Below are 23,430 nucleotides of genomic sequence, written 5' to 3' on the forward strand. Positions count from 1 at the left end.
AGCCCCGCGCAAGGAAGCGCTGCTAGACTGGCCCACATGAACTATCTCGCGCATCTCCACCTTGGCGGCTCGCAACCCGGCGAGCTGCTGGGCAGCCTCTACGGTGACTTCGTCAAAGGACCGTTGCAGGGCCTCTGGCCGGCGGATATCGAAGCCGGCATCCGCTTGCACCGGCAGATCGACGCCTATACCGACGCTCATCCACGGGTACTCCAGGCCAAGCAGCGCTTCGCTCGCGAGCGCCGCCGCTACGCCGGCATCCTGGTCGACCTGTTCTTCGATCACTGTCTCGCCGCCCACTGGCACGACTACGCTGATGAACCACTGCCGCGCTTCACCGCGCGAGTGTACGAGGCGCTGGGCGCCGAGGCCGAGCTGCCCGGGACGCTCGCGCTGATCGCCCCGCGCATGGCTGCGCAGGACTGGCTCGGCAGCTATCGCGAGTTCAGTGTGATGGAGCGCGTCGTCGCCAACATGAGCCGCCGCCTGTCGCGCCCCGAAGGGCTGGCGGGTGGCGCGGCCGACCTGGAGCAGCTATACGAACCGCTCCAGGCAGACTTCCGCGCGTTCTACCCCGAGCTCATCGCCTATGCAGCACATGCCCGGCAGGCCAGTCAGCTGTCGTAGCCGGGGCTCTGTTGATCGAGCTTTCGCAACAGCGCCGGCCACGCCAGCGCGCCGCCCATCCCGCCCTTGCTCCGCGTGACGCCCGCGGCCATCGCCTTGGCACCCGCCAGGATCTGTTGCGGGATCGGTATCAGCTCTGCCCCGCCCGCCTGCGCCATCACCTGCACCTCGCAAGCACGCTGAAAGGTAAACATCATCAGGAAGGTGTCGGCGACGCTGGGACCGCAGGTCATCAACCCATGGTTGTGCAGCAGCATGAAGCCGGTATCGCCGAGGTCGGCTTGTAGCCGTGCCTTTTCCTCATGGTTTAGCGCAACGCCTTCATAGGCATGGGTTGACAGGCTGGCAAGGACGAATAGCGACTGCTGGCTGATCGGCAGTACCCCCTGCGTCTGCGCTGAAACCGCGACGCCGGCGGCCGTGTGCGTGTGCATCACACAGGCGACATCGTGGCGAACCTCATGGACGGCGCTGTGAATGGTGTAGCCGGCCGGGTTGATGTCGTAGGGCGAATCCATCAGCTTATTGCCGGCGAGGTCGATCTTCACCAGGCTGGACGCGGTGATCTCGTGGAACATCAGCCCGTAGGGATTGATAAGGAACTCATCGGTGTCGGGAATCTTTGCCGAGATATGGGTGAAGATCAGGTCGTCCCAGCCATGCAGGGCGACCAACCGGTAACAGGCGGCCAGGTCCACACGCGCCTGCCATTCGGCAGCGCTGACCTGGTGCTTGAGCGAGGGAATCGATTGCAGAGCGGTCACGCGGCACCTCTTATTGTTGTTGTCGACTCAATCGAGTCTAGCGAGGCTACTGCGCGCCGGGAGTTGCCTTTCCAGCCAGGCTGATGGCCCCAGAAGACAGGCTCAGCCGCGCAACGCCTGGGCGAAGCGCTCCAGCCACGGCTCGGCATCGGTCTGCGGCGTTACCGTCTCGCTGGCATCGAGGCGCAGCATTTCCACCACTTCGCGCACGCCAAGCTCGGCGTACAGCTCGCGGATCAGCTCGCCGGCGCCGCAGAAGGTATCGCCATAACTGGCATCGCCCAGTGCAATGACGCCGCCAGGCAGACCATGCCAGGCTGGAAACTGGTCGCGAATCGCCGAGTAGAGCGGCACGAAATTGTCCGGCAGCTCGCCCATACCGGTGGTCGCGGTCACTACGAGCAGCGCCTCGGGCGCGAAGTCGAGGACGTGCTCAAGCTGAGCGCGAGGTGCGTGCCAGGCCTCGAATCCCGCGGCCTTGAGTGTTTCAGCAGCATGATGGGCAACGTCTTCGGCGGTGCCGTAGACCGTACCGGACAAAATGGCGATTTTCATGGCGAGCTCCCTTGCGAATTCAGCCGCGCATTATGCCGCATTCGACACGTTTGCCTGTCGGGCGCGGTATTACACTCGCTCAGCCCCGCGTCCGCTGGGCGCTACGGAACCTGCGCGCCAACTGGCTGTCGCAGCCCCCGTCGGCAATACTCCAAGTGTCAGCCTACTGAACCAGAAGCACCGGAGCGGCAACGGTGCGACGGGCATGACCTGCCGCCTGAAAAGGGATATCGAAATGGCGGAAAAAATCGAGCTGAGCAGCGCCGAACTGGCGTACATCAATGAGCTGGTCAACAGCTCGCGCGCTCGCAGCGAGCCTGGCGAAACGCGCGCCGGATTCCAGGTCGACGGGGGTGATCGCGCCAACGCGCTGCTCCTACAACTGGCGGCGAAGGCCAACCTGACACTCGAGGCCGAGCTGGAGGACTACTGCATGTCCTTCCCGCTGCAGCTGAAACAGGACGAATTCCAAAGCATCACGCTGCAACTTGCGCCCCCGACCATTTACGAGCGCGGCCCAGTGCTGCGCGCCTGGCGCCTGCACCTGGACGAGCCCCTGCCGCTGTTGTCGACCAACGGCGACAAGACCACGCTGAGCGTGCACGAGTTATCCCCCAAGGGGTTGGTGGTCGATACCGGGCCGAAACAGGCACCCAGCCACCTGCACCTGCGCTTGGAGCTCCCCGGCAACGAGCCCCTCGAGGTCGACGGCTGGCGTATCCGCGACACCGAGGACGGCATGACCGCCTACGAGGTGCAATATCCCAGGGACAAAGATGCCGAGCGCCTCCGCTCGTACCTCTACGAGCAGCATCAACGGCTCCATCCCGACCTGCAACCCGAGCTGCCGACACTCCCGCCCAAGGACGGTTGACCGCGGCGCCGTGGAGACTGATGTAAGCTGTCGGCGTTCATCGCCCGGCCCGTCCGGGCGTCATCGGTAACCAGCGGACCACCATGAGCCAAGCCAACGCCCCCATCCTCATTACCGGCGCCGGCCAGCGCATCGGCCTGCATTGCGCCGAACGGCTACTCGACGCCGGCCAGCCAGTCATCATCACCTATCGCACCCTCCGCCCCGGCGTGGACCGGCTACGCGAACGCGGCGCGACTGCCCTGCCGGCCGACTTCTCCGGCGTCGACGGCATCATGGCGTTCATCCAGGCGCTGCGCGAGCGGACTCAGGTTCTGCGCGCCATCGTCCACAACGCCTCCGACTGGCATCGCGAAGACGCGGGACGGGAAGCCGAAGTATTCCAGCGCATGTTCGAGGTGCACATGCTCGCCCCGTACTTGATCAACCTGCACTGCGCCGACCTGCTGCGTCATGGCGGGCCGGCGGATATCGTGCACATCAGCGACGACGTTACCCGGGTTGGCAGCCGCAAACACATTGCCTATGCAGCAAGCAAGGCGGGGCTGGATAACCTCACCCAGTCCTTCGCCGCCAGCCTGGCGCCGGCGATCAAGGTCAACGGCATCGCACCCGCGTTGATACAGTTCAACGAAGGTGACGACGAGGCCTACCGCCGCAAGGCTTTGGCGAAGTCGGCTCTGGGCATCGAGCCGGGTGCCGAGGTGATCTACCAGAGCCTGCGCTACCTGCTCGATAATCCGTACGTCACCGGAACCACCCTGGCCGTCAACGGCGGCCGCCACCTTGTCTGACCAGAGGGAACCCCATGCCTCGACTCGAACCGGCCATGGCGCGCATCCGCGTCAAGGACCTGCGCCTGCGCACCTTCATCGGCATCAAGGAAGACGAGATCCGCAACAAACAGGACATTCTCATCAACCTGACCATGCTCTACCCCGCGGCGGAAGCCGTGCGTGATAACGATATCGAGCACGCGCTGAACTACCGCACCATCACCAAGGCGATCATCCAGCACGTCGAGGACAATCGCTTTGCGCTGCTCGAACGCCTTACCCAGGAGATCCTCGATCTGGTGATGCGCCACCCCGAGGTCCGCTACGCTGAGGTCGAGGTCGACAAGCCACATGCGCTGCGTTTCGCAGAGTCGGTCTCTATCACCCTGGCTGCGCACCGGGACTGAGGTCCGCCTCCGACCGCACATCGCTAGCGACGGCTGGCAGTCGGTCACGGGCGAAGGGTATGATCCGGCCACGTCTGCAACGCCTGAGACCCCACGCCATGAACGATCAAGAACGCACAGAACTCGAAGCCGCGGCATTCCGGCGGCTGGTCCAGCACCTGCGCAACCGCCCGGATGCCCAGAATATCGACCTGATGAACCTGGCCGGTTTCTGCCGCAACTGCCTGTCGAAGTGGTACAAGGCCGCGGCCGACGACCTGGAAATCGAGGTCAGCATCGACCAGGCTCGTGAAGAGGTGTACGGCATGCCCTACGCCGAATGGAAGAAGCGCTACCAGAAAGAGGCGACACCTGAACAACAGGCCGCCTTCGAGAAGAGTCAAAGCCATGAGTGACCTACGGCAGTTTCGCGCCCGTCTGCGCGAAGAGAACCACCCATTCAGCGATACCCTGGCGTACATCGCCAATACATACGATTACCGGCCGACACGCTTCATCAACGGCGACGTTGAAAGCCCGGCGGGTGAAAACGAGGGATCGTGCAAAGTGCTGGGGATGGCCATCCTCGAGGCATTTTCCGAGGAGGAAGCGTTGCTGGCGTTTGGTGAACACTACCGCTCGGTGCTGGACAACCCAGCCGGCGACGACCACCGCAACATTCGCGCCCTGATGCAAAGCGGCCTACAAGGCGTCCGCTTCGACCAACAGCCGCTGACGCGCAAATCGTAAAAAAAAGGGCCGTCCAGGCACTTGGGGAAGGCTTGAAAACGGACGGCCCTGAAAACCAAAAGGAGAGACTCGGCGGCAAGACTAAGGCCAGCGTCTGGCGCCGGCCATTGGCTTGATTTGATGGGATGTATAGGCGATGCCTATCGCTGCGTTTGCCGGGTCTTTCCCAGCCTTGCCAAAGCCGGTAAGGTCCGGGCCGTTTCCTAGCCAGAGTGCGCCGCCTCATGCCCATCACCGCCCTTTCCGGCCCCCAATACCTGCGCGAAGGTCTCAGGATGATCCTCAGCCCTGGGCTGCGCCTGTTCGTAATCCTGCCCGTGACGGTGAACCTGTTGCTGTTCGCGGGTTTGATCTACTTCGCGCTGAGCCGGTTCGGCACCTGGGTCGACACCTTCATGCCCAGCCTGCCGGATTGGCTGAGCTTCCTGGAATACCTCCTCTGGCCGCTGTTCGTCGCGCTAGTGGTGCTCATGGTGTTCTTCACCTTCACGATGCTGGCGAACATCATCGCCGCCCCGTTCAACGGCTTCCTGGCTGAGAAGGTCGAAACGGTGGCGCGTGGCGAAGACAGCTCGCCGCCGTTCAGCTGGGCAGAGCTGATCGCCATGCTGCCGCGTACCCTTGGCCGCGAGGCACGAAAATTGGCTTATTTCGCGCCGCGTGCGCTGGGCCTGCTGGTGCTTTCCTTCATTCCCGTGGTGAACATCGTGGCGGCACCGCTGTGGTTGCTATTCGGGATCTGGATGATGGCCGTCCAGTACATCGACTACCCAGCTGACAACAACAAGATGAGCTGGGCAGAGATGATGGTCTGGCTGCGCCAACGCCGCTGGAAAAGCTTGAGCTTTGGCGCGGTGACCTATGCGGCCTTGCTGGTGCCGGGGCTCAACCTGCTGATAATGCCCGCTGCGGTAGCCGGGGCAACCGTGTTCTGGGTGCGTGAGGGCGGCCTGAACCCGCACCTGCCTGTCAGATCGAGGTGAACTGCCTGCGAGTCGACTGTCTAGATCTGGACAACCCAGCTCTGACAGCCCAACTCCGGAGACCTTCACATGGCGCTATCGGCCCTCGCGATCAACTGCACCCTCAAGGCGTCTCCTGAGCCGTCTTCCTGCGAATTGCTGCTGAACCAGACGCTCCAGGCGCTCTCCCGCTTAGGCGTAACCGGCGAGCAGATCAGGGCCGTGGACTACAACATCAAGCCCGGCGTGACGTCCGACGAGGGCGAAGGGGACGACTGGCCGATGATCCGCGAGAAGGTACTCGCGGCCGACATCCTGCTCCTCGGTACACCCATCTGGCTCGGCCATCCCGCCAGCGTCTGCCAACGAGTATTGGAGCGGCTCGATGCCTTCATTGGCGAGGTGGATGACGAACAACGCATGGTTTCATATGGCCGAGTGGCCTGTGTTGCCGTAGTTGGTAACGAGGATGGTGCGCACCACGTCGTCGCGGAGCTTTTCCAGGGGCTCAATGACGTAGGCTTCAGCATTCCGGCGAACGGCTGCACCTACTGGGTCGGCCAGGCGATGGGTTCGACCGACTACAAGGACCTCGAGGAACCCAGCGAGAAAATTACCAAGACGAATGAGATGCTGGCCCGAAATGCCGTGCACCTGGCGCAACTGCTCAAAGACTCAGGCTATCCCGGCGCGTCTCAATGAGGGGCGCCGCCGGAGCGGCGCCTAGCTGCATCAGGCAAGCGTTTTCAACGCATCTCGGCTAAACGGCAGGATCTCATCCATCCGCCCGTCCCGTACTTTCACTGCCCAATCCGGGTCGCAGATGAGCGCGCGGCCAACCGCGACTAGGTCGAACTCTTGCTTGTTCAACCGCTCCAGCAACCCTTCGATGTTGGCCGGCTGGGCGACCTTGTCGGTCTTGACCATGAACTGTAGAAACTCGCCGTCAAGCCCAACGCTGCCGACGGTGATGGTCGGCTTGCCAGTCAATTGCCGCGTCCAGCCTGCCAGGTTCAGGTCCGAGCCTTCGAATTCCGGCTCCCAGAACCGGCGGGTCGAGCAATGGAAGATGTCCACGCCGGCCGCAGACAGCGGCTCGAGAAACTCGCCGAGTGCTTCCGGCGTGGTGACGAGCCGCGCCGTGTAGTCCTGCTGCTTCCACTGCGAGAAACGGAAGATGATCGGAAAGTCCGGCCCCACCGCAGCGCGCACCGCCTGGATCAGCTCGATGGCGAAGCGCGAACGGTTGGCCAGGCTGCCGCCATATTCATCTGTGCGCTGGTTGCTGCCTTCCCAGAAGAACTGGTCGATCAGGTAGCCATGCGCCCCATGAATTTCCACGCCGTCCATACCGATCGCCTTGGCATCGCGCGCGGCCTGGGCGAACGCCGCTATTACAGCCTGGATGTCTTCGTGGCTCATGCCATGGACGATGACCTGGCCGTCCTTGAGTTTTTCCATCGGCCCGTATCCCGGCACCTCAGGCTCTGGCTCGGTGCCCTTGCGCCGAACATTACCGACGTGCCAGAGCTGCGGGACGATCTTGCCGCCAGCCGCGTGCACCGCGTCGACTACCGCCTTCCAGCCCGCAAGCGCGTCCTCACCATAAAAGCGCGGCACCTGGGGATAGCCGTTGGCGGCCGCATGCCCGACCGTAGTGCCTTCGGTGATGATCAGGCCGACGCCCGACGCCGCGCGGCGTCGGTAGTATTCCACCACCTGCTCGGTAGGCACGCCGTTGGGCGAGAAAGAACGCGTCATTGGGGCCATCACCACACGCGTCGGCAATTGCAGGGCACCAAGCTGGAAAGGTTGGAATAAGGCGTTTACGGCTGCGGTCATGGGTGAGTCTCCGTTCAGGGTTCGTTACGAATCGTGTGCAGGCGACCGGTCGTCTCGTCGCCAGGCAAATAAAAAATCAGGGCCGCATGAGCAACCGTTCCAGCTGCGTTAGAAAAATGGCCAGCGGGGCGCTGCTACGGCCCACCTTCATGCGCATCAAGGCGCCCTCCCAGGCATTGCCGATGAATTCGGCCAGGGCGAGGCAATCCACTGTCGTGTCGATGATCCCGTCTTTACGGGCCTGTTCCAGGCAATCGGCGAGCACGGCGACGGACGCTTGCAGGATCGCATCGACCCGCTGGCCGATCGGCTGCGACAGCTCGGCCATCTCGAAGCTCAGGCTGCCAATAAAGCAGTGGTATTCCGGGCTCGTCTGGCGAGAGAAATGGGCAACCAGGTCGCCGTAGTACGCCAGTATGCGATCGCGTGGCGCGCGCGCCGGGTCCTGCAGCGCGAGACGATAGCGTTCCAGGCGCGGGATATAGAGATGGTCGAGCGCTTGCAAGGCGAAGTCTTCCTTGCTGGCGAAGTAGTGATAGAAGGAGCCCTTGGGGATTCCCGCCGCCTGGACGATTTCCAGCACGCCGGTGCCGTGGTAACCCCGTCGGGTCATCACGTCGGCGCCTTTGGCGAGGATCAAGGCACGCTTGTCGATTCGGGCTCGGCTGTTCATAGAGCCGAGCATATGACCGGTCGTCTCGGCCCGACAGCATCATCCATCGGGCTTATCGAGCCACAACCGTAGCAAGGATGATGGGGGCTGACGGCCGCCCGCGGGCAGGCGACCTCGATGAGGTAAAGACTGTTTTAGGAGCGCTCAGTCCAGAGCGTTTTCGATCGCCTGGATCAATGCCGGGTCATCCGGCGCGGTACGCGGCGAGAAGCGCGCCAGCACGCGACCATCCGGGCCGACCAGGAATTTCTCGAAATTCCAAGTGATGTCACCCGGGAAATCGGCCCCCTCACCTGCCAACAGGCGGTACAGCGGATGGCGCTGCGGGCCGTTGACGTCCAGCTTGCTGCTCATGGGGAAGCTGATTCCGTACTGCTGGTCGCAAAAGCTGAGAATCTCGGCCTCGCTGCCCGGCTCCTGCGCAGCGAACTGGTTGCAGGGAATGCCGAGCACACCAAAACCGCGCGCTTGGTAGCGCTCATGCAGCGCCTGCAGGCCCGCGTATTGAGGCGTCAGCCCGCACTGCGAGGCGACGTTCACCACCAACGTCACCTGGTTCTTCATCTCCGCCAAGGGCAGCTGCTCGCCACGCAGCCCAGGCAGTACCAACTCATGGAACGCGCTCATTTCTCTCTTCTCCAGAGGGCAAAAAAGCGCTCCGGCAGAACCAGAGCGCTTCCCTGGCCCGGTGTACGTCACCGGGCCTCGTCACGGATCACGAAAGGGTCAGTGGTGGTGACCACCTTCGCCATGGACGTGGCCATGAGCGATTTCTTCTTCGCTGGCATCACGCACGTCAACGATCTTCACTTCGAAGTTCAGGCGCTGGCCAGCCAGGGGGTGGTTGCCGTCGACGATCACGTCGTCACCTTCCACGTCACGGATGGTGACGATCTGCATGCCGCCGTCCGGACCCGAGGCATGGAACTGCATGCCCACTTCCAGCTCATCGACGCCTTCGAACATCGCACGATTGAGTGTCGCGACCAGCTCCGGGCTGTATTCGCCGTAGGCATCCTGCGGCTCGATAGCGACTTTGACCTCATCACCGCCCTGCTTGCCTTCCAGCGCCTTCTCCAGGCCCGCGATGATATTGCCTGCACCGTGCAGGTAGACCAGCGGCGCGCCGCCGGCCGAGCTGTCTATCACTTCACCGGCATCGTTGGTGAGGGTGTAGTCGATTGACACAGCCTTGTTAGCGGCGATCTGCATGGGACGAAACCTTTGCTTGGGAATGTGACGACAAAGTCTAACCGCGACCTGCAGTGAATGCGAACCGGTGCGGCAAAACGAGGACTACCGGCGGCCGCGCTTGAGCCAGATCAACTCCTGCCACCGGCTGCCCCGAATACAACCTTTGGAGAGCATCCCGACCGCCAGCGTTGTGCAAGAATCCTGACCAGTAAGCGTAGGCGATCATTTCAACAATTATTTCTCGCATCCAAAGGAGCACCGATGTCCGCTCGAAACATCCTGGTGATTAACTGCGGCAGTTCGTCGATCAAGTTCGCGCTGGTCAACGAAGCCCAGGCAACCTTCCCGCTGCAAGGGCTGGCCGAGCGTCTCGGGAGCCCCGAGGCCGTTCTGCACTGGCAACAGGGAGACACCAAGCAGAGCCTGAACATCCCGGGTGCCGATCACCGCGCCGCGCTCGAGCGGCTGCTGCCGGTGGCCCAGGAGGCCGCGGGCGGCCAGCTGGACGGCATCGGGCATCGCGTCGTACATGGCGGTGAGCACTTCACCGGCTCCAGCCTGATCAACGAAGACGTGTTGAAAGCGATTCGAGACAGCGCACAGCTGGCGCCACTGCACAACCCCGCTAACCTGGTCGGCATCGATGCAGCCATGACCCTGTTCCCCGGCCTGCCGCAGGTGAGCGTATTCGACACCGCCTTCCACCAGACCATGCCCGAGCACGCGTTCCGCTACGCCGTGCCGGAGTTTCTCTACAAGGAACACAGCGTCCGCCGCTATGGTTTCCACGGCACCAGCCACAATTACGTCAGCAAACGCGCCGCGGAGATGACGAAGCTGCCGGTGGAGGACAGCTGTTGGCTGACCGCGCACCTGGGTAACGGCTGTTCGACGTGCGCCATCGTCAACGGTGAAAGCCGCGACACCAGCATGGGCCTGACCCCGCTCGAAGGCCTGGTCATGGGCACGCGTAGTGGCGACGTCGACCCCAACCTGCACAGCTACCTGCACCGCACGCTGGGCTGGAGCCTCGAACAGATCGACCGCATGCTGAACCACGATAGCGGCCTGAAAGGGCTGTCGGGCCTGTCCAACGACCTGCGCACCCTGCACGAAGCGCGGGTTGCCGGGCATGCCGGCGCGAATCTCGCACTGGAAGTGTTCTGCTACCGCCTGGCCAAGTCGCTCGCCGCGATGGCCTGCGCGCTACCCAAGCTCGACGGCCTGATCTTCACCGGCGGCATCGGTGAAAACTCCGTCGCTGTCCGCAGCCGGACTTTGGAACACCTGAAGCTGTTCAACTTCAAGCTCGACGAACAAGCCAACGAGCGCTGCACCCGCGGCGTCGGTGGTGAGATCCAGGCCGAGGGCAGCCCGCGCGTCCTGGTCGTCCCCACCAATGAAGAACGCCAGATCGCACTGGACACGCTGGCCCTGCTGGACGCCTGACCGGCCCACGCAGCGCCAGCCGCACGACCCGACGGCACCGCCGTCGGGTATCGCCTTGCTCGCACAGCCATGCTCGACCATGCCGCTCGACAGGAGATCCCCATGCACACACTCTTTCTCGCCCCCTGCGGTTTCGGTGGCGGCCTCAATTCCATCAGCCTCGGCCTGATCCGGTCGCTCGAACGCGCCGGGCTCAAGGTCGGTTTCTTCAAGCCGATCGCGCAGCCGTTTCCACTCGACCAGGGCCGTGAACGCTCGCGCCTGCTGGTGGAAAGCACCCTCGCCATCACATCGCCCGAACCGCTCACCCTCGAGCAGGTAGAGCGCCAACTGGCCGACGGCGAACTCGATTTGCTGTTGGAGGATGTGGTCAGCCGCTTCCAGGAAGTCGCTGCCGGCAAGGACGTGGTGATCGTTGAAGGCATGGTGCCGACGCGCGAGTTCAACCACACCTCGCGGATCAATACCCAGCTGGCCAAGAGCCTCGATGCGGAGGTCATTCTGATCTCGGCACAGGGCGGCGACACGCTCAAGCGCATGGCCGAGCGCATCGAGATCCAGGCGCAGCTGTTCGGCGGCGCCAAGGACCCGAAGGTGCTGGGCGTGATCCTCAACAAGATCAAAAGTGAAGACGGCGTCCCGGCTTTCGTCGAGCGCCTCAGGGAACAACTGCCGCTGCTCGGCAGCCCTGACTTCCAGCTGCTCGGCGCTATCCCTTTCGCCGAGGAACTGAATGCGCTGCGCACCCGCGACATCGCCGAGCTGCTCGGCGCCAAAGTGCTGCACGCCGGCGAGTCCGAGCAGCGCCGCGTCGGCAAGATCGTGCTGTGCGCCCGCGCCGTCCCCAACACCGTGCAACTGCTTCAGCCCGGTGTGCTGGTGGTTACCCCAGGCGACCGCGACGACATCATCCTTGCCGCCAGCCTGGCCTCGCTCAATGGCGTGAAGCTCGCCGGTCTGCTGCTATGCAGCGATTTCGAACCGGACCCGCGCATCCTCGAACTGTGCAAGGCGGCGCTGGACGGCGGCCTGCCGGTCATGACCGTGCAGACCGGCTCCTACGACACCGCGACCAACCTCTTCGGGCTGAACAAGGAAACCCCGGCGGACGACATCGAGCGTGCCACCCAGGTCACCGATTTCATCGCTCAGCACCTGCTGCCCGACCTTCTGCACACGCGCTTGAGCGTGCCGCGTACGGAACTACGCCTTTCGCCACCGGCCTTCCGCTACCAGCTGGTCAAGCGCGCTCAGCAGGCGAACAAGCGCATTGTGCTGCCCGAAGGCAACGAGCCACGCACCATCCGCGCGGCTGCCATCTGCCAGGAGCGCGGCATTGCCCGTTGCGTGCTGCTGGCCAAGCCTGAAGAAGTCCAGGCCGTAGCTCGCGAGCAAGGCATCAACCTGCCGGCCAGTCTGGAAATCCTCGACCCCGAGCTGATCGTCAACCATTACGTCGAGCCCATGTGCGAGATGCGCAAGGCCAAGGGATTGACCCCGGACGATGCGCGCGAGCAGCTGAAGGACACGGTGGTGCTCGGCACCATGATGCTGGCGCTCGATGAGGTTGACGGGCTGGTCTCCGGTGCCGTGCACACCACTGCCAACACCATCCGCCCAGCCTTGCAGCTGATCAAGACGGCCCCCGGTTACAGCCTGGTGTCCTCGGTGTTCTTCATGCTGCTGCCCGATCAGGTACTGGTATACGGCGACTGCGCGGTGAATCCGAACCCAAGCGCGACGGAACTCGCGGAAATCGCCCTGCAGAGCGCTGAGTCCGCCGTTGCACTCGGCGTAACGCCGCGGGTGGCGATGATCAGCTATTCGACCGGCACGTCCGGCAGCGGCGCCGAGGTAGAAAAGGTTGCCGAAGCGACACGCATCGCCCAGGAGCGCGCACCGAACCTGCCGATCGACGGGCCGTTGCAATACGATGCTGCCTCGGTCGCCAGCGTCGGCAAGCAGAAGGCGCCGAACAGCCTCGTGGCCGGCCAAGCGACCGTATTCATCTTCCCGGACTTGAACACCGGCAACACGACCTACAAGGCCGTGCAGCGCAGCGCCAACGTGATCAGCGTCGGACCGATGCTCCAGGGCCTGCGCAAGCCGGTCAATGATCTCTCTCGCGGCGCCCTGGTCGACGACATCGTCTTTACCATCGCCCTGACCGCACTGCAGGCCGACAGCCAGAAGGCCTGACCGCAACACCGGCTTGCTCCGGCCCCCGCCGGAGCAAGCCCTATCCCGAATCGATCGTTTGCTTGCAGTTCGGCGCGCAATCGTTACTCTTGCGCCAGATTTGTAGTACGAACGAGACCCTTGATGCTGAGTTTCCTGCCCGCCCCGCTTCGGGGCGTCCTTGCCGGGCTATTCCTGGCGCTCAACACCCTGTTCTGGTGTTGGCCACTTTTCATGCTGTCGCTGCTCAAGCTGTTGTTGCCCATACCGCGCGTTCAGCGTGCGCTGCGCTTCGGCATGCATTGGATCGCCGAATCCTGGATAGCCGTCAACAGCTTCTGGATGGATCTGGTCAGGCGCACCGAGTGGGATGTGCAGGGTCTGGACAAGGTCGACATGCACCATTCCTATCTGGTCACCAGCAACCACCAAAGCTGGGCCGACATCCTGGTGCTGCAGTACCAGTTCAATCGCCGCATGCCGTTCCTCAAGTTTTTCCTCAAGCAAGAGCTGATCTGGGTGCCGGTGATTGGCCTGTGTTGGTGGGCGCTGGAATTTCCTTTCATGAAGCGCTTTAGCAAGGAATACCTTGCCAAGCATCCTGAGAAACGCGGCGAGGATCTGGCAACTACTCGCCGTGCCTGCGCGCGTTATCGGTCCAACCCGGTGTCGGTGTTCAACTTCCTGGAAGGCACGCGCTTCACCGAGGACAAGCACATCGAGCAGGGTGCGCCCTATCGCTACCTGCTCAAGCCGAGGGCCGGCGGCATTGCCTTCGTGATCGACGCGATGGGCGAGCAGCTGGCCGCATTGATCAACGTGACCATTCACTACCCCGACGGCCGACCGGATTTCTGGGACCTGCTCTGTGGCCGGATCAGCCGGGTGGTGATGCGCATCGATTCGCAACCCCTCCCGCCGGAGTTTCTCGGGCGCAGCTACGACCAGGACGAACGCTACCGCCTGGGTTTTCAGGAATGGGTCAACGAGCTCTGGAATGACAAGGACGAAAAGCTCGACGCCCTTCGCCGCGAATTTCCGCCTCGCTAAGCCCGGCGCAGGTCAGTCCAGCGTTCGCTCCAGCGCCTCCCAGTCGACCGAATGCGGGAATGATAGGGCATCGTCGACTGTCAGGCCCGGCGCGACCAGAAAGCCCTGCATCACCTGGCAGTCGTGCCGCACCAGCCACTCGCGCTGCGCCAGGGTCTCGACCCCCTCCGCGATCACCTCAAGCCCCAGGTTGCGCCCGAGGTCGATGATGGTGCTGACCACGGCAGCGTCACGCGGTGAATCCAGCATGTTAGCGATGAACAGGCGGTCGATCTTCAGCGTATCCAGCTCGAAATGCCGCAGGTATGCCAGGGACGAGTAGCCGGTGCCAAAATCGTCCACGGCAACGCGCACGCCCAGTTCGCGAAGCTGCCGGAGCTTGTCGCAGCTCTGTTCCAGATCTTGCATCAGCGCACCCTCGGTGACCTCCAGTTCAAGCTGGCCAGGGTCGAGCTGATACTCATCGAGTAGGCGCCGCAGTTCGTCGAGCAGGCCTGCCCGGGCAAACTGCACCGGGCTGACGTTGAAGCTCAGGATCAGCTTGTCGCCGAAGCGTTCGCGCCAGTCCCGGCATTGTGCCAATCCCTCGCGCAACGCCCATTCGCCAACGCGATCGATCAGCCGCGTCTCCTCCAGCAACGGGATGAAGACATTCGGCTCGACAGCGCCACGCCCGGCAAAATCCCAGCGCAGCAGCGCCTCGAAGCCCCTAAGCTCGCCGGACTCCAGCACGACCTGCGGCTGGTAGGCCAACGCGAAGCCGTTGCGCTCGATGGTGCTGCGCAGGTTCTCCTCCATCATCAGCCGGGCGTGAGCCCGCCCATTCATCTCGCGCGAGAAGAAACGATACTGCTGCCGCCCTGCCCGCTTGGCTTCGTACATTGCCATGTCGGCTGAACGCAGCAGCTCCTCGACACTTCGCCCACAGTCGGGAAAGTGCGCGATGCCGATGCTGGCGCCGAGCGTGACCTCGGTTCCGTCGATGCTGTGTCGCACCGAGATCAGTTCGATGAGCTTTTCAGCCACTTTAGCGGCGTCTTCTGGATGGTCGAGCGAGTCGAGCAGCGCAGTGAATTCGTCACCGCCCATGCGCGCGATGATGTCGTAGGGGCGCATGCAGGTTTCGAGCAGCCGCGCGACACGGCAGAGAATCTCGTCGCCCGCATCGTGCCCGAGCGAGTCGTTGATGCGCTTGAAACCGTCCAGGTCGATGTAAAGGATCGCCATGCGCTTGCCGTTGCGGTCGATCCGCGCCAGCGCCGAGTCGAGCGCCTGGTGAAACCCGCGGCGGTTGAGCAGGCCAGTCAGCGAATCGGTAACGGCCTGCGTTTCCAGCTGCATGTGCAGGTTGCGCACGACCGACATGTCCAGTGCGATGACCACCATCGAGCGCTGCTGACGCGGCAGCGGGGACGACGACAGCGCCACCGGCAGGCGGGTCCCGCGGGCGGTGTGCAGCTGGGCTTCGTGCAGGCGGTAGGTATTGCCGCTGCGCCAGTGTTTGTAGAACTCGGTATCGCGCCAGGCTTCTGGCATGTCCGGTGAGGCCAGGTGATCGACCAACGCCGTACCCTGCAGGTCCTCGACGTGCGAGTGCAGCATTTGCGCGATGGCTGGATTGGCGAAGCTGATGTAGCCGTCCTCACCCACCACGAGGATGCCTTCGGCGGCATTGTTCAGCACTGACGCATTGAACGCCCGAGCACTGTCGAGTTGTTGGCTGAGCAGTTGAAGGTCGCGCCGGTTGTGCTCATGGCTGAGCAGCGTATTGATCTTGTGCTTGAGCACTTGGGGATCGAACGGTTTGAGGATGAAATCCACCGCGCCTGTGGCGTAGCCGCGCAGCACCGACTCGCGCGTGTGGGCGATGGCCGAGACGAAGATGATCGGCGTGTAGCGCGTGTGCGGGTTGCTGCGCATCAGCCGCGCCACCTCGAAACCGTCCATACCCGGCATCTGCACGTCCAGCAGCACCAATTCGACGTCCAAATCCAGTAGGGCCTGAAGCGCGGCTTCGCCGGAATTGACCGTATGCACCTGCCAGTCCCCATCGCCTAGCAGCGCCTCCATCGCGACCAGATTCGCCTCGCGATCATCGACTACCAGCAGCGTGCGGGTACGTGGTTGTGATTGGGCTTGCACGCGCGGCATCACTCGTCTCCCCTGCTGGGCATGCGTTTACCTCCGACTTCGGCCCGGCCGATCAAGGCCCTGGCCCGGCATGAACGATGCGTCACACGCGTCTCCTCATGATTCCTGGGGAGCGCCGTCGCCCCCGAGGCAACGGCGCAGCAATGCCACCAATTCGCTACGATCGACCGGCTTGGACAGGCACTCGTCCACACCAGGCAGGGTACCGCCGCTACCTTCCGTACGATCCGCCTCAATCGCGAGCGCCACGATCGGCACCTGACAACCATAGTCGCTTCTAAGCCGCTCGATCAGCTCCGCGCCGCCACCCTCGGGCAATGCCAGGTCGACGATAACCAGATCGAAGGCATCTTCCTCGAACCGTTCCAGCGCCTCGTCCCCTGCCGTGGCGGGCACCACCTGCAATCCTTGCTCATCGAGCAGGCCGCTCAAGGCATAGATCGACCGCACGTCGGGATCTACCAGCAGCACACGCTGCCCAAGCAAAGGGTGTTCCATTTCATTGATGGCCAACGAGGCCGAATCCTTGGGGGGCTTCAATGCATCGTCCATATGCTCCAGTCCTTCTGTTTTTGACAAGGCGACCGACGAATAGCGTCGGAGTCTTCCGAGATTTCGCTCGGATAGTGGATTCTTGCTGTTCAGGACGACCCGAACATCCTTCAGCGAACGCAGCCGGTCGAGCGCGTCGAGCAGGTCCAGGCCGTCTTCGTCGGGCAGGTCGAAATCGATGATCAGCACCGCAAACGGCTGCTGTGCATAGGCCAGGCGCGCATCCTCGCTGCGCTCGCAATCGGTGACCCGGTAGCCCATGGCCTCGAAATGCTCGCGTAACTGGCGACGGCGCTCCGGGTCGGTCTCGACCAACAAAAGGCGCGTCGGGTTGGCCTCCTGCATGGCCAGCTCGATGAACAGGCGCTCCAGTTCGGCCTGCGCCACTGGCTTGATCAGGTAGCGTGCATCGTCGTCGCTCCAGCTGTGCGGCTGCGGTACGCAGGAGATAACGTACACCGGCATACCCTGATGACGAGTATCGGCGCGCAAGGTCCGGTAGACCTGCCAACCGCTGATGTCCGGCAACAGGATGTCGAGGATGACGCCGGCGAATCGCTGACGGTCGAGCGCCTCAAGGCCGTCCTGGCCAGTCCCGCAGATGACGCTGGGGAAACCGTGCGACTGCCCCACCTCGGCCACCACCGAGGCGAAGTCGGCGTCGTCTTCGACGATCAGCAGCCCCGGCCCCTGCCCCCGGCGCGCTGCCGGCGGCGCCGATCTGGCCTGCGGTGCGGAGGCCGATACCAGCGGCAATTCAACCGTGAAGCAGGCTCCCTTGCCGGGCTCGCTCTGCAAGCTGATACCCCCGCCCAGCACCTCGGCCAACTGCTTGGCAATCGACAGCCCCAGGCCCGTACCGCCGTATTGCCGGCTGATCGAGCCGTCGATCTGCTGAAACGCCTGAAAGATCCGCTCATGCTCCTCGGCAGCGATGCCGATTCCCGTGTCGATGACACGAAACAACAACCGATCGCCCGCCCCTTCCTCGCCGGCCTGGCGCTCGACCAGGATGTCGACGCGGCCTTGCTCGGTGAACTTGAGAGCATTGGTCAGCAGGTTGCGCAAAATCTGATGCAACCGTGTCCGGTCGCTGATTACGGCCGCTGGCACATCCGGCGCGATGGCCGTTTCCAGCACCAGGCCTTTCTGCTCGGCCAGCGCCTCGACCGTCGACGTCAGCTCCACCATCAGCTCGGCCAGGCTCAACGGCTCGGCCTTGATCTGCATGTGCCCGGCTTCGATCTTGGCCAGGTCGAGCACATCGTTGATCAACTGCAGGAGATCGTGCCCGGCGCGATGGATGATGTCGGCGTGACGGACCTGCTTTTCGCTGAGGTTGCTCGACGCGTTCTGCCGCAGCTGATCGCTGAGGATGAGGATGCTATTGAGCGGCGTGCGCAACTCATGCGACATGTTGGCGAGGAATTCCGACTTGTAGCGGTTGGCAATCATCAGTTCGTTGGCCTGGTCCCGCAGGCGCCGCTCGGCGGCCTTGCGGTGGCTGATGTCGATGACCACGGCCTGAATCAGTTGCTCGTCGCCGCTGCGCAGCGGCGACAAGCCCACCTCAACCGGCACCAGCCGCCCGTCACGGTGGCGCCCGAACAGCTCGCGATTGTCGCCCAGGCGCGCCTCGTGCTCCTGAACCAGGCGATGGCGGATCTCGAAATAGGTCTTGCGCATCGACTCGGGGATCAGCAGCTCGACCGGCTGCCCGAGCAGTTGCTGGCGCTCGTACCCGAACAGCAGCTCAGTCTGGCGGTTGACCATGACGATCCGGCCGTCGTGGTCGAACAGCAGGAAGGCGTTTGGCGACGCCTCGACCACGTTGCGGAAGCGCTCTTCGTCGCGCTTGCGCTGCTGCAGGTCGACGAGGTTGAGCAAATGGTGCAGCCCGTCGTCGCGCTTGAAGCTCGTCAGGCTCAACGACACCGGGACGGCATTGCCATCCTCACGCAGTGCCTGGCGTTCATGTTGCCCCGCATCTGCCTGCTCCGGCGACTCCAGCGCGCCCGGTACGTAGCGATTGAGGCGCTCGCCGGCGAGCAGACCGGCGGTGCTACCGAGAAGTGTGGCCGCGCTCTGGTTGGCAAGCTCGATGCGGCCGTTGGCATTGCACAGCAGGGTCGCCACGGGCAGTTGTTCGATCAACTGGCGAAAGCGCGCCTCGCGCTCCTGCAGTTGCTCGCTGAGCATCTGGCTGCTGCGCAGGGCGCGTTCGCGCACGAACAGATAGCCGCCGATCAGCAGGGAGAACAGCAACGCCGCGGTCATCGCGGCGAGCAGGCTGAACGCGCGGCCGGAGCTGCGTAGGATCGCCTCGTATTCCGGCGTGCTGGCAACTTCAAGCTGCCAGCTACGGCCATACATGTAGATATTGCGAATTCGATGAAAACCGGCATCACGGCTCACCGGTGCGCGGCCGACCAACAGCGGCTCATCGGGAGCACCGGCATCGAACAGCTGCATCTGGAACAGCTTGCTGCGCGATCCAACAACGCCCTCCATCAGGTCAGTCAGCCGGAACGCGCTATGCAAAGCTCCAGCGAACGCCGCTTGGCGCTCCTCCAGAGTGGTCACGGGCGCGCCGGCCCGGTACAGCGGCATGAAAAGCAGCATGCCGACCTGAGCGTTTTCCTCTGTTTCCTGTTTGAGCCGGATAGGTCCGGTCAACATGGGCGAACCGATGTTTCGTGCAGCGGTGATCGCCTCGCGTCGAGTTTCCTCGCTCATCAAGTCGAATCCCACTACCCGGCGATTGCGCCAGTCGAGCGGGTGAATGTAATCGGTGATCAGATATTCGTCGCGCTGCCCCGCAGGAAACATGCGAAAGCTTTCACGCCCATTTGCACGGATGCGCCGCAACACATCGGCAAAGGTATCGGGGCGCGCGTAACGCGAGAGGGCTAGCGCCTGTATGCCAGGGTAGAAATCCTGCAATTGAAGCTGGTCGGAGGCGCGGTTCCAGTCATCGAGCGACACCTCGTCACTGCCGATGAACAGGCCCGCCATGCCACGCATGACCATCTCGTAGGCGCGCATGCGCTCGCGCAGCGTGCTTTCGATGTCATTGACTGCAAGATTGAAGCGCTGCACCTGTTCGTTGCGAATGCGCGATTCTTGAACATGCCATTGCCAGCCGACCCATCCTCCGAGCCCTGCCATCAAGGCCAACGTCACCATTAATGGCAGCCAAGGCTTGCGAGAATGGAGAGCGGAACGATCTTCCATTCGACCTCCTCAGTGCCACTACATGGCTCGCTGTCACGAGCTTCAGAGTCGTTAATCGCCGAGAGGTTCCGTAAGACGGAAAGATGGATGTAAAACTGACGTCACTAAAATGACAAAGCGAAATCGTTTGCTGATCTCGCTTTGTTTGAATGCTTACAGCGGACGCAAATTGATCTCGACGCGGCGGTTCTGCGCACGGCCGGCCGCGCTATCGTTGCTTGCGATCGGCTGGCTGGAAGCAGCGCCATAAGCGGTAATGCGCGATGCAGCTACACCGTTACCTTCGAGGTACGCCGCCACGCTGCGCGCACGTCGGTTCGAAAGGTCCTGGTTAAGTTGCTGCGAGCCGGTGCTATCAGTATGGCCTACGATGTCCACGCCGTTCTTGTTGAACTCCTTGAACACCTGAACCAGCGAATTGAGCGTCGGATAGAAGCTGCTGGAAATGTCAGCCGAATTGCTGGCGAAAGTGATATTGCCGGGCATGATCAGCGTTAGGTTGTCGCCGTTGCGCTGCACCTGGACGCCAGTGCCCTGCAGCGTCTGGCGCAGCTTGGCTTCCTGGGTATCGACGTAGTAACCATAACCGCCGCCTGCTGCTCCACCCACCGCAGCACCAATCAAGGCACCCTTGGCGCGGTCCTTTTTGCTGGAGGTCGCCGCGCCGATGACGGCGCCACTGACCGCGCCGATCCCGCCATAAATGCCCGCCTTGCCGGCTTCACGCTCGTTGGTGTACGGGTTGTTGGTGCAGCCGACCAGCAGGGCGAGCGTGGCGGCGATTGCGGTGAGATTGCTGAACTTCTTCATGGGTACTTCCTTCATCTCCGAGACGTCTGCCGGGGCGCGAAGCGGCACCGGCCGGCTTAAAAGCGCGGCTAGGTTAACACCCGTCCCGGCGCAATAACCGGAACGGGCCGACGAAGCCGCCATTAGCGCTACCCGTAAGGCAACACCTGGAAATGACGCACCCCAACGATGCAGGGCGCGGACGCTAGACCGAGGAGATCGCGCTGTGCCCCTCCGCCAGCCAGCGCGCGATATCCACACGAATGCGCTTTTTGTCCAACTTGCCGACGCTGGTCTTGGGGATGTCGTCGACCACAGCAATTTGCTGCGGGATCGCCCATTTGTTGATGTGCCCCTGCGCCACGGCAGGCTCGAGAAAAGCCTGCAGTGCACGTGCGTCCAGCGACTGTCCAGGGCACAGCACCAGCAGCGCGAAAGGCCGTTCGCCCCAGCGGTCATCCGGGACGCCGACGACGGCCACGTCGCGCACGGCTTCATGTCGGCTGATCAGACCCTCCAGGGACAACGACGATATCCACTCCCCGCCGGTCTTGATGACATCCTTGATGCGGTCACGAATATCAATGTTGCCCATGTCATCCAGCGTCGCGACGTCGCCGGTATGCAGCCAGCCCCCGGCCCACAGCTCTTCGCTTTTCTGCGGGTTGCCGGCGTAGCACTGCGTGAGCCACGGTGCGCGCAGTACCAGTTCGCCCTGCGAGGTGCCATCGGCGGGCAAGAAGCTGCCATCTGGGGCCTGGATCGCTGCGTCGACGAGCACCACCGGCACGCCTGCCTTCAACCGGTAGGTCACCTGCTCGTCATCGCTCGCGGCGAGCAACTCGTCATTGATATGCGCACCGGAAATCAACGGGCAGGTTTCTGACATCCCGTAAGCGGCGATCAGCTGCATGCCGCAGCCACGTGCCGCCTCGTACAGGCCACGCGTCAGGGCGCTGCCGCCGATGGTAATTTTCCACCCCTCGAAGTCGACACCCTGCGCCGCCTTGGCGTTGAGCAGCATCTGCACGATCGTCGGCACGCAGTGAGAGAAGGTCACCTGCTCGCGGCGCCACAGCTCGATCAGCAGCTCAGGATCGTAACGTCCGGGATAGACCTGCTTGAGGCCCATCATCGTCGCGACGTAGGGCAGGCCCCAGGCGTGGACGTGAAACATCGGCGTTATCGGCATGTAAACGTCGCCGCTGCTCATCAACGTCGGGTTCTCGCGGCAACCGACTGTCACCGCGGCCGCCAGCGTGTGCAGGACAAGCTGGCGATGAGTGAAGTAGACGCCCTTGGGGTCGCCCGTGGTGCCGGTTGTATAGAAGGTGGTGGCCACCGAGTCTTCGTCGAAGTCTGGGAAGTCGTACTCGGACGAGGCCGCCGCCAGCAGACGTTCGTATTCACCTACGCAGTCAGGCAGCTCGCTCCCTGCCTCATCCGAGTCAGTGATCAGCAGCGTTTTTTCAACGGTGGTCAGTTGCCCGGCGATTGCCTGATAAAGCGGTGCGAACTCGCTGTTGACGAGGACGAACCGGTCCTCGGCATGATTCATGGTGTACAGAATCTGTTCGGGCGACAGGCGCACGTTGATGGTATGCACCACAGCACCAATCATCGGAATGGCAAACATGCACTCGAGATAGCGATGGCTGTCCCAATCCATCACCGCGACCGTGTCGCCCGGCTTTACTCCGATGCTGGTCAGGACGTTGGCCAGGCGCGCAACGCGCCGGTTGAGCTCGCGATAGTCGAAGCGCAACCGGTCGCGGTAGACGATCTCGCGGCTGCGCTCGTACCGCTGCCCGGACATGAGGAGGCGCTTGATCAGCAGCGGGTACTGGTAGGCATTCTCGGCGGGCTTGATCACTCGGGTCTGCAGCATGAGGGCTTCCTGTTATAGATGTTATGAAGTACTCGCGTTTGCCATGCAGGCGTCGCCGGCATGCATTCGAACCGCCGTGACTCGCTCGCGGCGTTCAGGTCAGTTCGCTGGCAGCCAGGCGAATCCCCAATCCGACCAGCACGACCCCGGTCACCCGGTCGAACCAGTGCCCCATACGAGCAAACCCGGCGCGAATGCGTGCGCGGCTGAACAGCCAGGCCACCACGCTGAACCACACGGCTGTAGCGCAAGCCAGGTATAACCCATAGCCAGCCTGAACCGCGAGGGGGGTATGAGGGTCGATAACCACCGTGAATAGAGAGAGGAAAAACAGCGTCGCCTTGGGGTTCAGCCCGTTGGTGACGAAGCCGACCATGAACGCCCGCCGCGCCGGGCGCGGCTCAACCGGAACACCGCCGTCCAACGCTTCGGCCGCTGGCATTGGCTTGGACCGCAGGGCCTGGAAGCCGAGCCAGAACAGGTAGCCGGCCGCCAGCCATTTGAACAAGTTGAACAGGACGATGGACTGCGAGACGATCAGACCAATCCCGAGCAGCGAATACCCAACGTGAACGAGGATGCCGCTGCCCACGCCCATGGCCATCCAAGTGCCGCTTCGCTGCCCGCGCGTCACGCTTTCGCGCACCACCACGGCAAAGTCGGGCCCGGGGCTGGCCACTGCCAGCAAGTGCACCAGGGCAACTGTGAGAAACTCGGTCCAGTACATCGATCGACT

At 63.0% G+C, this 23,430-nt stretch carries 22 protein-coding genes; 11 read left to right on the forward strand and 11 right to left on the reverse strand.

Annotated elements, in window-relative coordinates:
• Positions 1 to 36: 36 nt before the first annotated feature.
• A complete protein-coding gene (locus M1D78_RS16230; protein WP_437421018.1) occupies positions 37 to 627 on the forward strand; it encodes an acyl carrier protein phosphodiesterase in 591 nt (196 codons plus the stop codon).
• On the opposite strand, the gene M1D78_RS16235 is transcribed toward M1D78_RS16230, so the two are convergent.
• Positions 615 to 1,391, reverse strand: a complete 777-nt coding sequence (locus M1D78_RS16235) for a class II aldolase/adducin family protein (protein ID WP_437421019.1) — start codon at positions 1,389 to 1,391, stop codon at positions 615 to 617. The two genes, M1D78_RS16230 and M1D78_RS16235, sit on opposite strands and share 13 nt — an antisense overlap.
• A 102-nt stretch (positions 1,392 to 1,493) precedes the next feature.
• Entirely contained in the window at positions 1,494 to 1,946 is a 453-nt protein-coding gene (locus M1D78_RS16240) for a flavodoxin (protein ID WP_437421020.1), read from the reverse strand.
• 205 nt (positions 1,947 to 2,151) lie between these two features.
• Between M1D78_RS16240 and M1D78_RS16245 the strand changes: the two genes are divergently transcribed.
• From M1D78_RS16245 to M1D78_RS16275, 7 genes are all read left to right on the forward strand, one after another.
• Complete coding sequence (locus tag M1D78_RS16245) at positions 2,152 to 2,820, forward strand: PilZ domain-containing protein (protein WP_437421021.1); 669 nt, start codon at positions 2,152 to 2,154, stop codon at positions 2,818 to 2,820.
• A gap of 83 nt (positions 2,821 to 2,903) precedes the next feature.
• Positions 2,904 to 3,614 carry a dihydromonapterin reductase gene (folM, locus tag M1D78_RS16250; protein WP_437421022.1) on the forward strand — a complete coding sequence of 237 codons (711 nt, stop codon included), beginning with the start codon at positions 2,904 to 2,906 and terminating at the stop codon, positions 3,612 to 3,614.
• A 14-nt stretch (positions 3,615 to 3,628) separates the two neighbouring features.
• Positions 3,629 to 4,003, forward strand: a complete 375-nt coding sequence (gene folX, locus M1D78_RS16255; protein WP_437421023.1) for a dihydroneopterin triphosphate 2'-epimerase — start codon at positions 3,629 to 3,631, stop codon at positions 4,001 to 4,003.
• A 98-nt stretch (positions 4,004 to 4,101) separates the two neighbouring features.
• Positions 4,102 to 4,398 carry a DUF1244 domain-containing protein gene (locus M1D78_RS16260; protein ID WP_437421024.1) on the forward strand — a complete coding sequence of 99 codons (297 nt, stop codon included), beginning with the start codon at positions 4,102 to 4,104 and terminating at the stop codon, positions 4,396 to 4,398.
• Positions 4,391 to 4,732: a HopJ type III effector protein gene (locus M1D78_RS16265; protein ID WP_437421025.1), complete on the forward strand. Its 342-nt coding sequence runs from the start codon at positions 4,391 to 4,393 to the stop codon at positions 4,730 to 4,732. Before M1D78_RS16260 ends, M1D78_RS16265 begins: the two co-directional genes overlap by 8 nt.
• A 224-nt stretch (positions 4,733 to 4,956) precedes the next feature.
• Positions 4,957 to 5,715, forward strand: coding sequence for a sulfate transporter CysZ (gene cysZ / locus M1D78_RS16270; RefSeq protein WP_437421026.1), 759 nt, complete (start codon positions 4,957 to 4,959; stop codon positions 5,713 to 5,715).
• 69 nt (positions 5,716 to 5,784) lie between these two features.
• A complete protein-coding gene (locus tag M1D78_RS16275) occupies positions 5,785 to 6,396 on the forward strand; it encodes a flavodoxin family protein (RefSeq protein WP_437421027.1) in 612 nt (203 codons plus the stop codon).
• Positions 6,397 to 6,426: 30 nt separating this feature from the next.
• Here the strand turns inward: M1D78_RS16275 and M1D78_RS16280 are convergent, their stop codons facing one another.
• From M1D78_RS16280 to M1D78_RS16295, 4 genes are all read right to left on the reverse strand, one after another.
• The gene (locus M1D78_RS16280; RefSeq protein WP_437421028.1) at positions 6,427 to 7,536 is read right to left on the reverse strand and encodes an NADH:flavin oxidoreductase; all 1,110 of its coding nucleotides are present in this window, start codon (positions 7,534 to 7,536) and stop codon (positions 6,427 to 6,429) included.
• Positions 7,537 to 7,612: 76 nt separating this feature from the next.
• Positions 7,613 to 8,209, reverse strand: coding sequence for a TetR/AcrR family transcriptional regulator (locus tag M1D78_RS16285; RefSeq protein ID WP_437421029.1), 597 nt, complete (start codon positions 8,207 to 8,209; stop codon positions 7,613 to 7,615).
• Positions 8,210 to 8,353: 144 nt separating this feature from the next.
• Positions 8,354 to 8,836 (reverse strand): glutathione peroxidase, encoded by a 483-nt coding sequence (locus M1D78_RS16290; RefSeq protein ID WP_437421030.1) that lies wholly within the window; start codon positions 8,834 to 8,836, stop codon positions 8,354 to 8,356.
• Positions 8,837 to 8,935: 99 nt separating this feature from the next.
• Complete coding sequence (locus M1D78_RS16295; protein WP_437421031.1) at positions 8,936 to 9,421, reverse strand: FKBP-type peptidyl-prolyl cis-trans isomerase; 486 nt, start codon at positions 9,419 to 9,421, stop codon at positions 8,936 to 8,938.
• A gap of 243 nt (positions 9,422 to 9,664) precedes the next feature.
• On the opposite strand from M1D78_RS16295, the gene M1D78_RS16300 reads away from it, so the two are divergent.
• From M1D78_RS16300 to M1D78_RS16310, 3 genes are all read left to right on the forward strand, one after another.
• A complete protein-coding gene (locus M1D78_RS16300) occupies positions 9,665 to 10,852 on the forward strand; it encodes an acetate kinase (protein ID WP_437421032.1) in 1,188 nt (395 codons plus the stop codon).
• 102 nt (positions 10,853 to 10,954) lie between these two features.
• A complete protein-coding gene (gene pta, locus M1D78_RS16305; RefSeq protein WP_437421033.1) occupies positions 10,955 to 13,051 on the forward strand; it encodes a phosphate acetyltransferase in 2,097 nt (698 codons plus the stop codon).
• 123 nt (positions 13,052 to 13,174) lie between these two features.
• Complete coding sequence (locus M1D78_RS16310) at positions 13,175 to 14,080, forward strand: acyltransferase (protein ID WP_437421034.1); 906 nt, start codon at positions 13,175 to 13,177, stop codon at positions 14,078 to 14,080.
• Positions 14,081 to 14,092: 12 nt separating this feature from the next.
• Here M1D78_RS16310 and M1D78_RS16315 read toward each other — a convergent pair whose 3' ends face one another.
• From M1D78_RS16315 to M1D78_RS16335, 5 genes are all read right to left on the reverse strand, one after another.
• Positions 14,093 to 16,231, reverse strand: a complete 2,139-nt coding sequence (locus tag M1D78_RS16315; protein WP_437421035.1) for a putative bifunctional diguanylate cyclase/phosphodiesterase — start codon at positions 16,229 to 16,231, stop codon at positions 14,093 to 14,095.
• 96 nt (positions 16,232 to 16,327) lie between these two features.
• On the reverse strand, positions 16,328 to 20,017 hold the full coding sequence (locus M1D78_RS16320) for a CHASE domain-containing protein (RefSeq protein ID WP_437421036.1): 3,690 nt from the start codon (positions 20,015 to 20,017) through the stop codon (positions 16,328 to 16,330).
• A 153-nt stretch (positions 20,018 to 20,170) separates the two neighbouring features.
• Positions 20,171 to 20,827 carry an OmpA family protein gene (locus M1D78_RS16325; RefSeq protein WP_437421037.1) on the reverse strand — a complete coding sequence of 219 codons (657 nt, stop codon included), beginning with the start codon at positions 20,825 to 20,827 and terminating at the stop codon, positions 20,171 to 20,173.
• Between the two features lie 184 nt (positions 20,828 to 21,011).
• The gene (locus tag M1D78_RS16330; RefSeq protein ID WP_437421038.1) at positions 21,012 to 22,694 is read right to left on the reverse strand and encodes a fatty acid--CoA ligase; all 1,683 of its coding nucleotides are present in this window, start codon (positions 22,692 to 22,694) and stop codon (positions 21,012 to 21,014) included.
• Between the two features lie 94 nt (positions 22,695 to 22,788).
• Positions 22,789 to 23,421: a LysE family translocator gene (locus M1D78_RS16335; protein WP_437421039.1), complete on the reverse strand. Its 633-nt coding sequence runs from the start codon at positions 23,419 to 23,421 to the stop codon at positions 22,789 to 22,791.
• Between the last annotated feature and the right edge of the window lie 9 nt (positions 23,422 to 23,430).

This window comes from Pseudomonas sp. SA195 (assembly GCF_054131565.1).

Bases quoted from the DNA above. Each gene is read 5' to 3' on its own strand.
- M1D78_RS16230 (WP_437421018.1), top strand. From the start codon at position 37: ATGAACTATCTCGCGCATCTCCACCTTGGCGGCTCGCAACCCGGCGAG.
- M1D78_RS16240 (WP_437421020.1), bottom strand. From the start codon at position 1,946: ATGAAAATCGCCATTTTGTCCGGTACGGTCTACGGCACCGCCGAAGAC.
- M1D78_RS16245 (WP_437421021.1), top strand. From the start codon at position 2,152: ATGACCTGCCGCCTGAAAAGGGATATCGAAATGGCGGAAAAAATCGAG.
- folM (WP_437421022.1), top strand. From the start codon at position 2,904: ATGAGCCAAGCCAACGCCCCCATCCTCATTACCGGCGCCGGCCAGCGC.
- folX (WP_437421023.1), top strand. From the start codon at position 3,629: ATGCCTCGACTCGAACCGGCCATGGCGCGCATCCGCGTCAAGGACCTG.
- M1D78_RS16260 (WP_437421024.1), top strand. From the start codon at position 4,102: ATGAACGATCAAGAACGCACAGAACTCGAAGCCGCGGCATTCCGGCGG.
- M1D78_RS16265 (WP_437421025.1), top strand. From the start codon at position 4,391: ATGAGTGACCTACGGCAGTTTCGCGCCCGTCTGCGCGAAGAGAACCAC.
- cysZ (WP_437421026.1), top strand. From the start codon at position 4,957: ATGCCCATCACCGCCCTTTCCGGCCCCCAATACCTGCGCGAAGGTCTC.
- M1D78_RS16275 (WP_437421027.1), top strand. From the start codon at position 5,785: ATGGCGCTATCGGCCCTCGCGATCAACTGCACCCTCAAGGCGTCTCCT.
- M1D78_RS16280 (WP_437421028.1), bottom strand. From the start codon at position 7,536: ATGACCGCAGCCGTAAACGCCTTATTCCAACCTTTCCAGCTTGGTGCC.
- M1D78_RS16285 (WP_437421029.1), bottom strand. From the start codon at position 8,209: ATGAACAGCCGAGCCCGAATCGACAAGCGTGCCTTGATCCTCGCCAAA.
- M1D78_RS16290 (WP_437421030.1), bottom strand. From the start codon at position 8,836: ATGAGCGCGTTCCATGAGTTGGTACTGCCTGGGCTGCGTGGCGAGCAG.
- M1D78_RS16295 (WP_437421031.1), bottom strand. From the start codon at position 9,421: ATGCAGATCGCCGCTAACAAGGCTGTGTCAATCGACTACACCCTCACC.
- M1D78_RS16300 (WP_437421032.1), top strand. From the start codon at position 9,665: ATGTCCGCTCGAAACATCCTGGTGATTAACTGCGGCAGTTCGTCGATC.
- pta (WP_437421033.1), top strand. From the start codon at position 10,955: ATGCACACACTCTTTCTCGCCCCCTGCGGTTTCGGTGGCGGCCTCAAT.
- M1D78_RS16310 (WP_437421034.1), top strand. From the start codon at position 13,175: ATGCTGAGTTTCCTGCCCGCCCCGCTTCGGGGCGTCCTTGCCGGGCTA.
- M1D78_RS16315 (WP_437421035.1), bottom strand. From the start codon at position 16,231: ATGCCGCGCGTGCAAGCCCAATCACAACCACGTACCCGCACGCTGCTG.
- M1D78_RS16320 (WP_437421036.1), bottom strand. From the start codon at position 20,017: ATGGAAGATCGTTCCGCTCTCCATTCTCGCAAGCCTTGGCTGCCATTA.
- M1D78_RS16325 (WP_437421037.1), bottom strand. From the start codon at position 20,827: ATGAAGAAGTTCAGCAATCTCACCGCAATCGCCGCCACGCTCGCCCTG.
- M1D78_RS16330 (WP_437421038.1), bottom strand. From the start codon at position 22,694: ATGCTGCAGACCCGAGTGATCAAGCCCGCCGAGAATGCCTACCAGTAC.
- M1D78_RS16335 (WP_437421039.1), bottom strand. From the start codon at position 23,421: ATGTACTGGACCGAGTTTCTCACAGTTGCCCTGGTGCACTTGCTGGCA.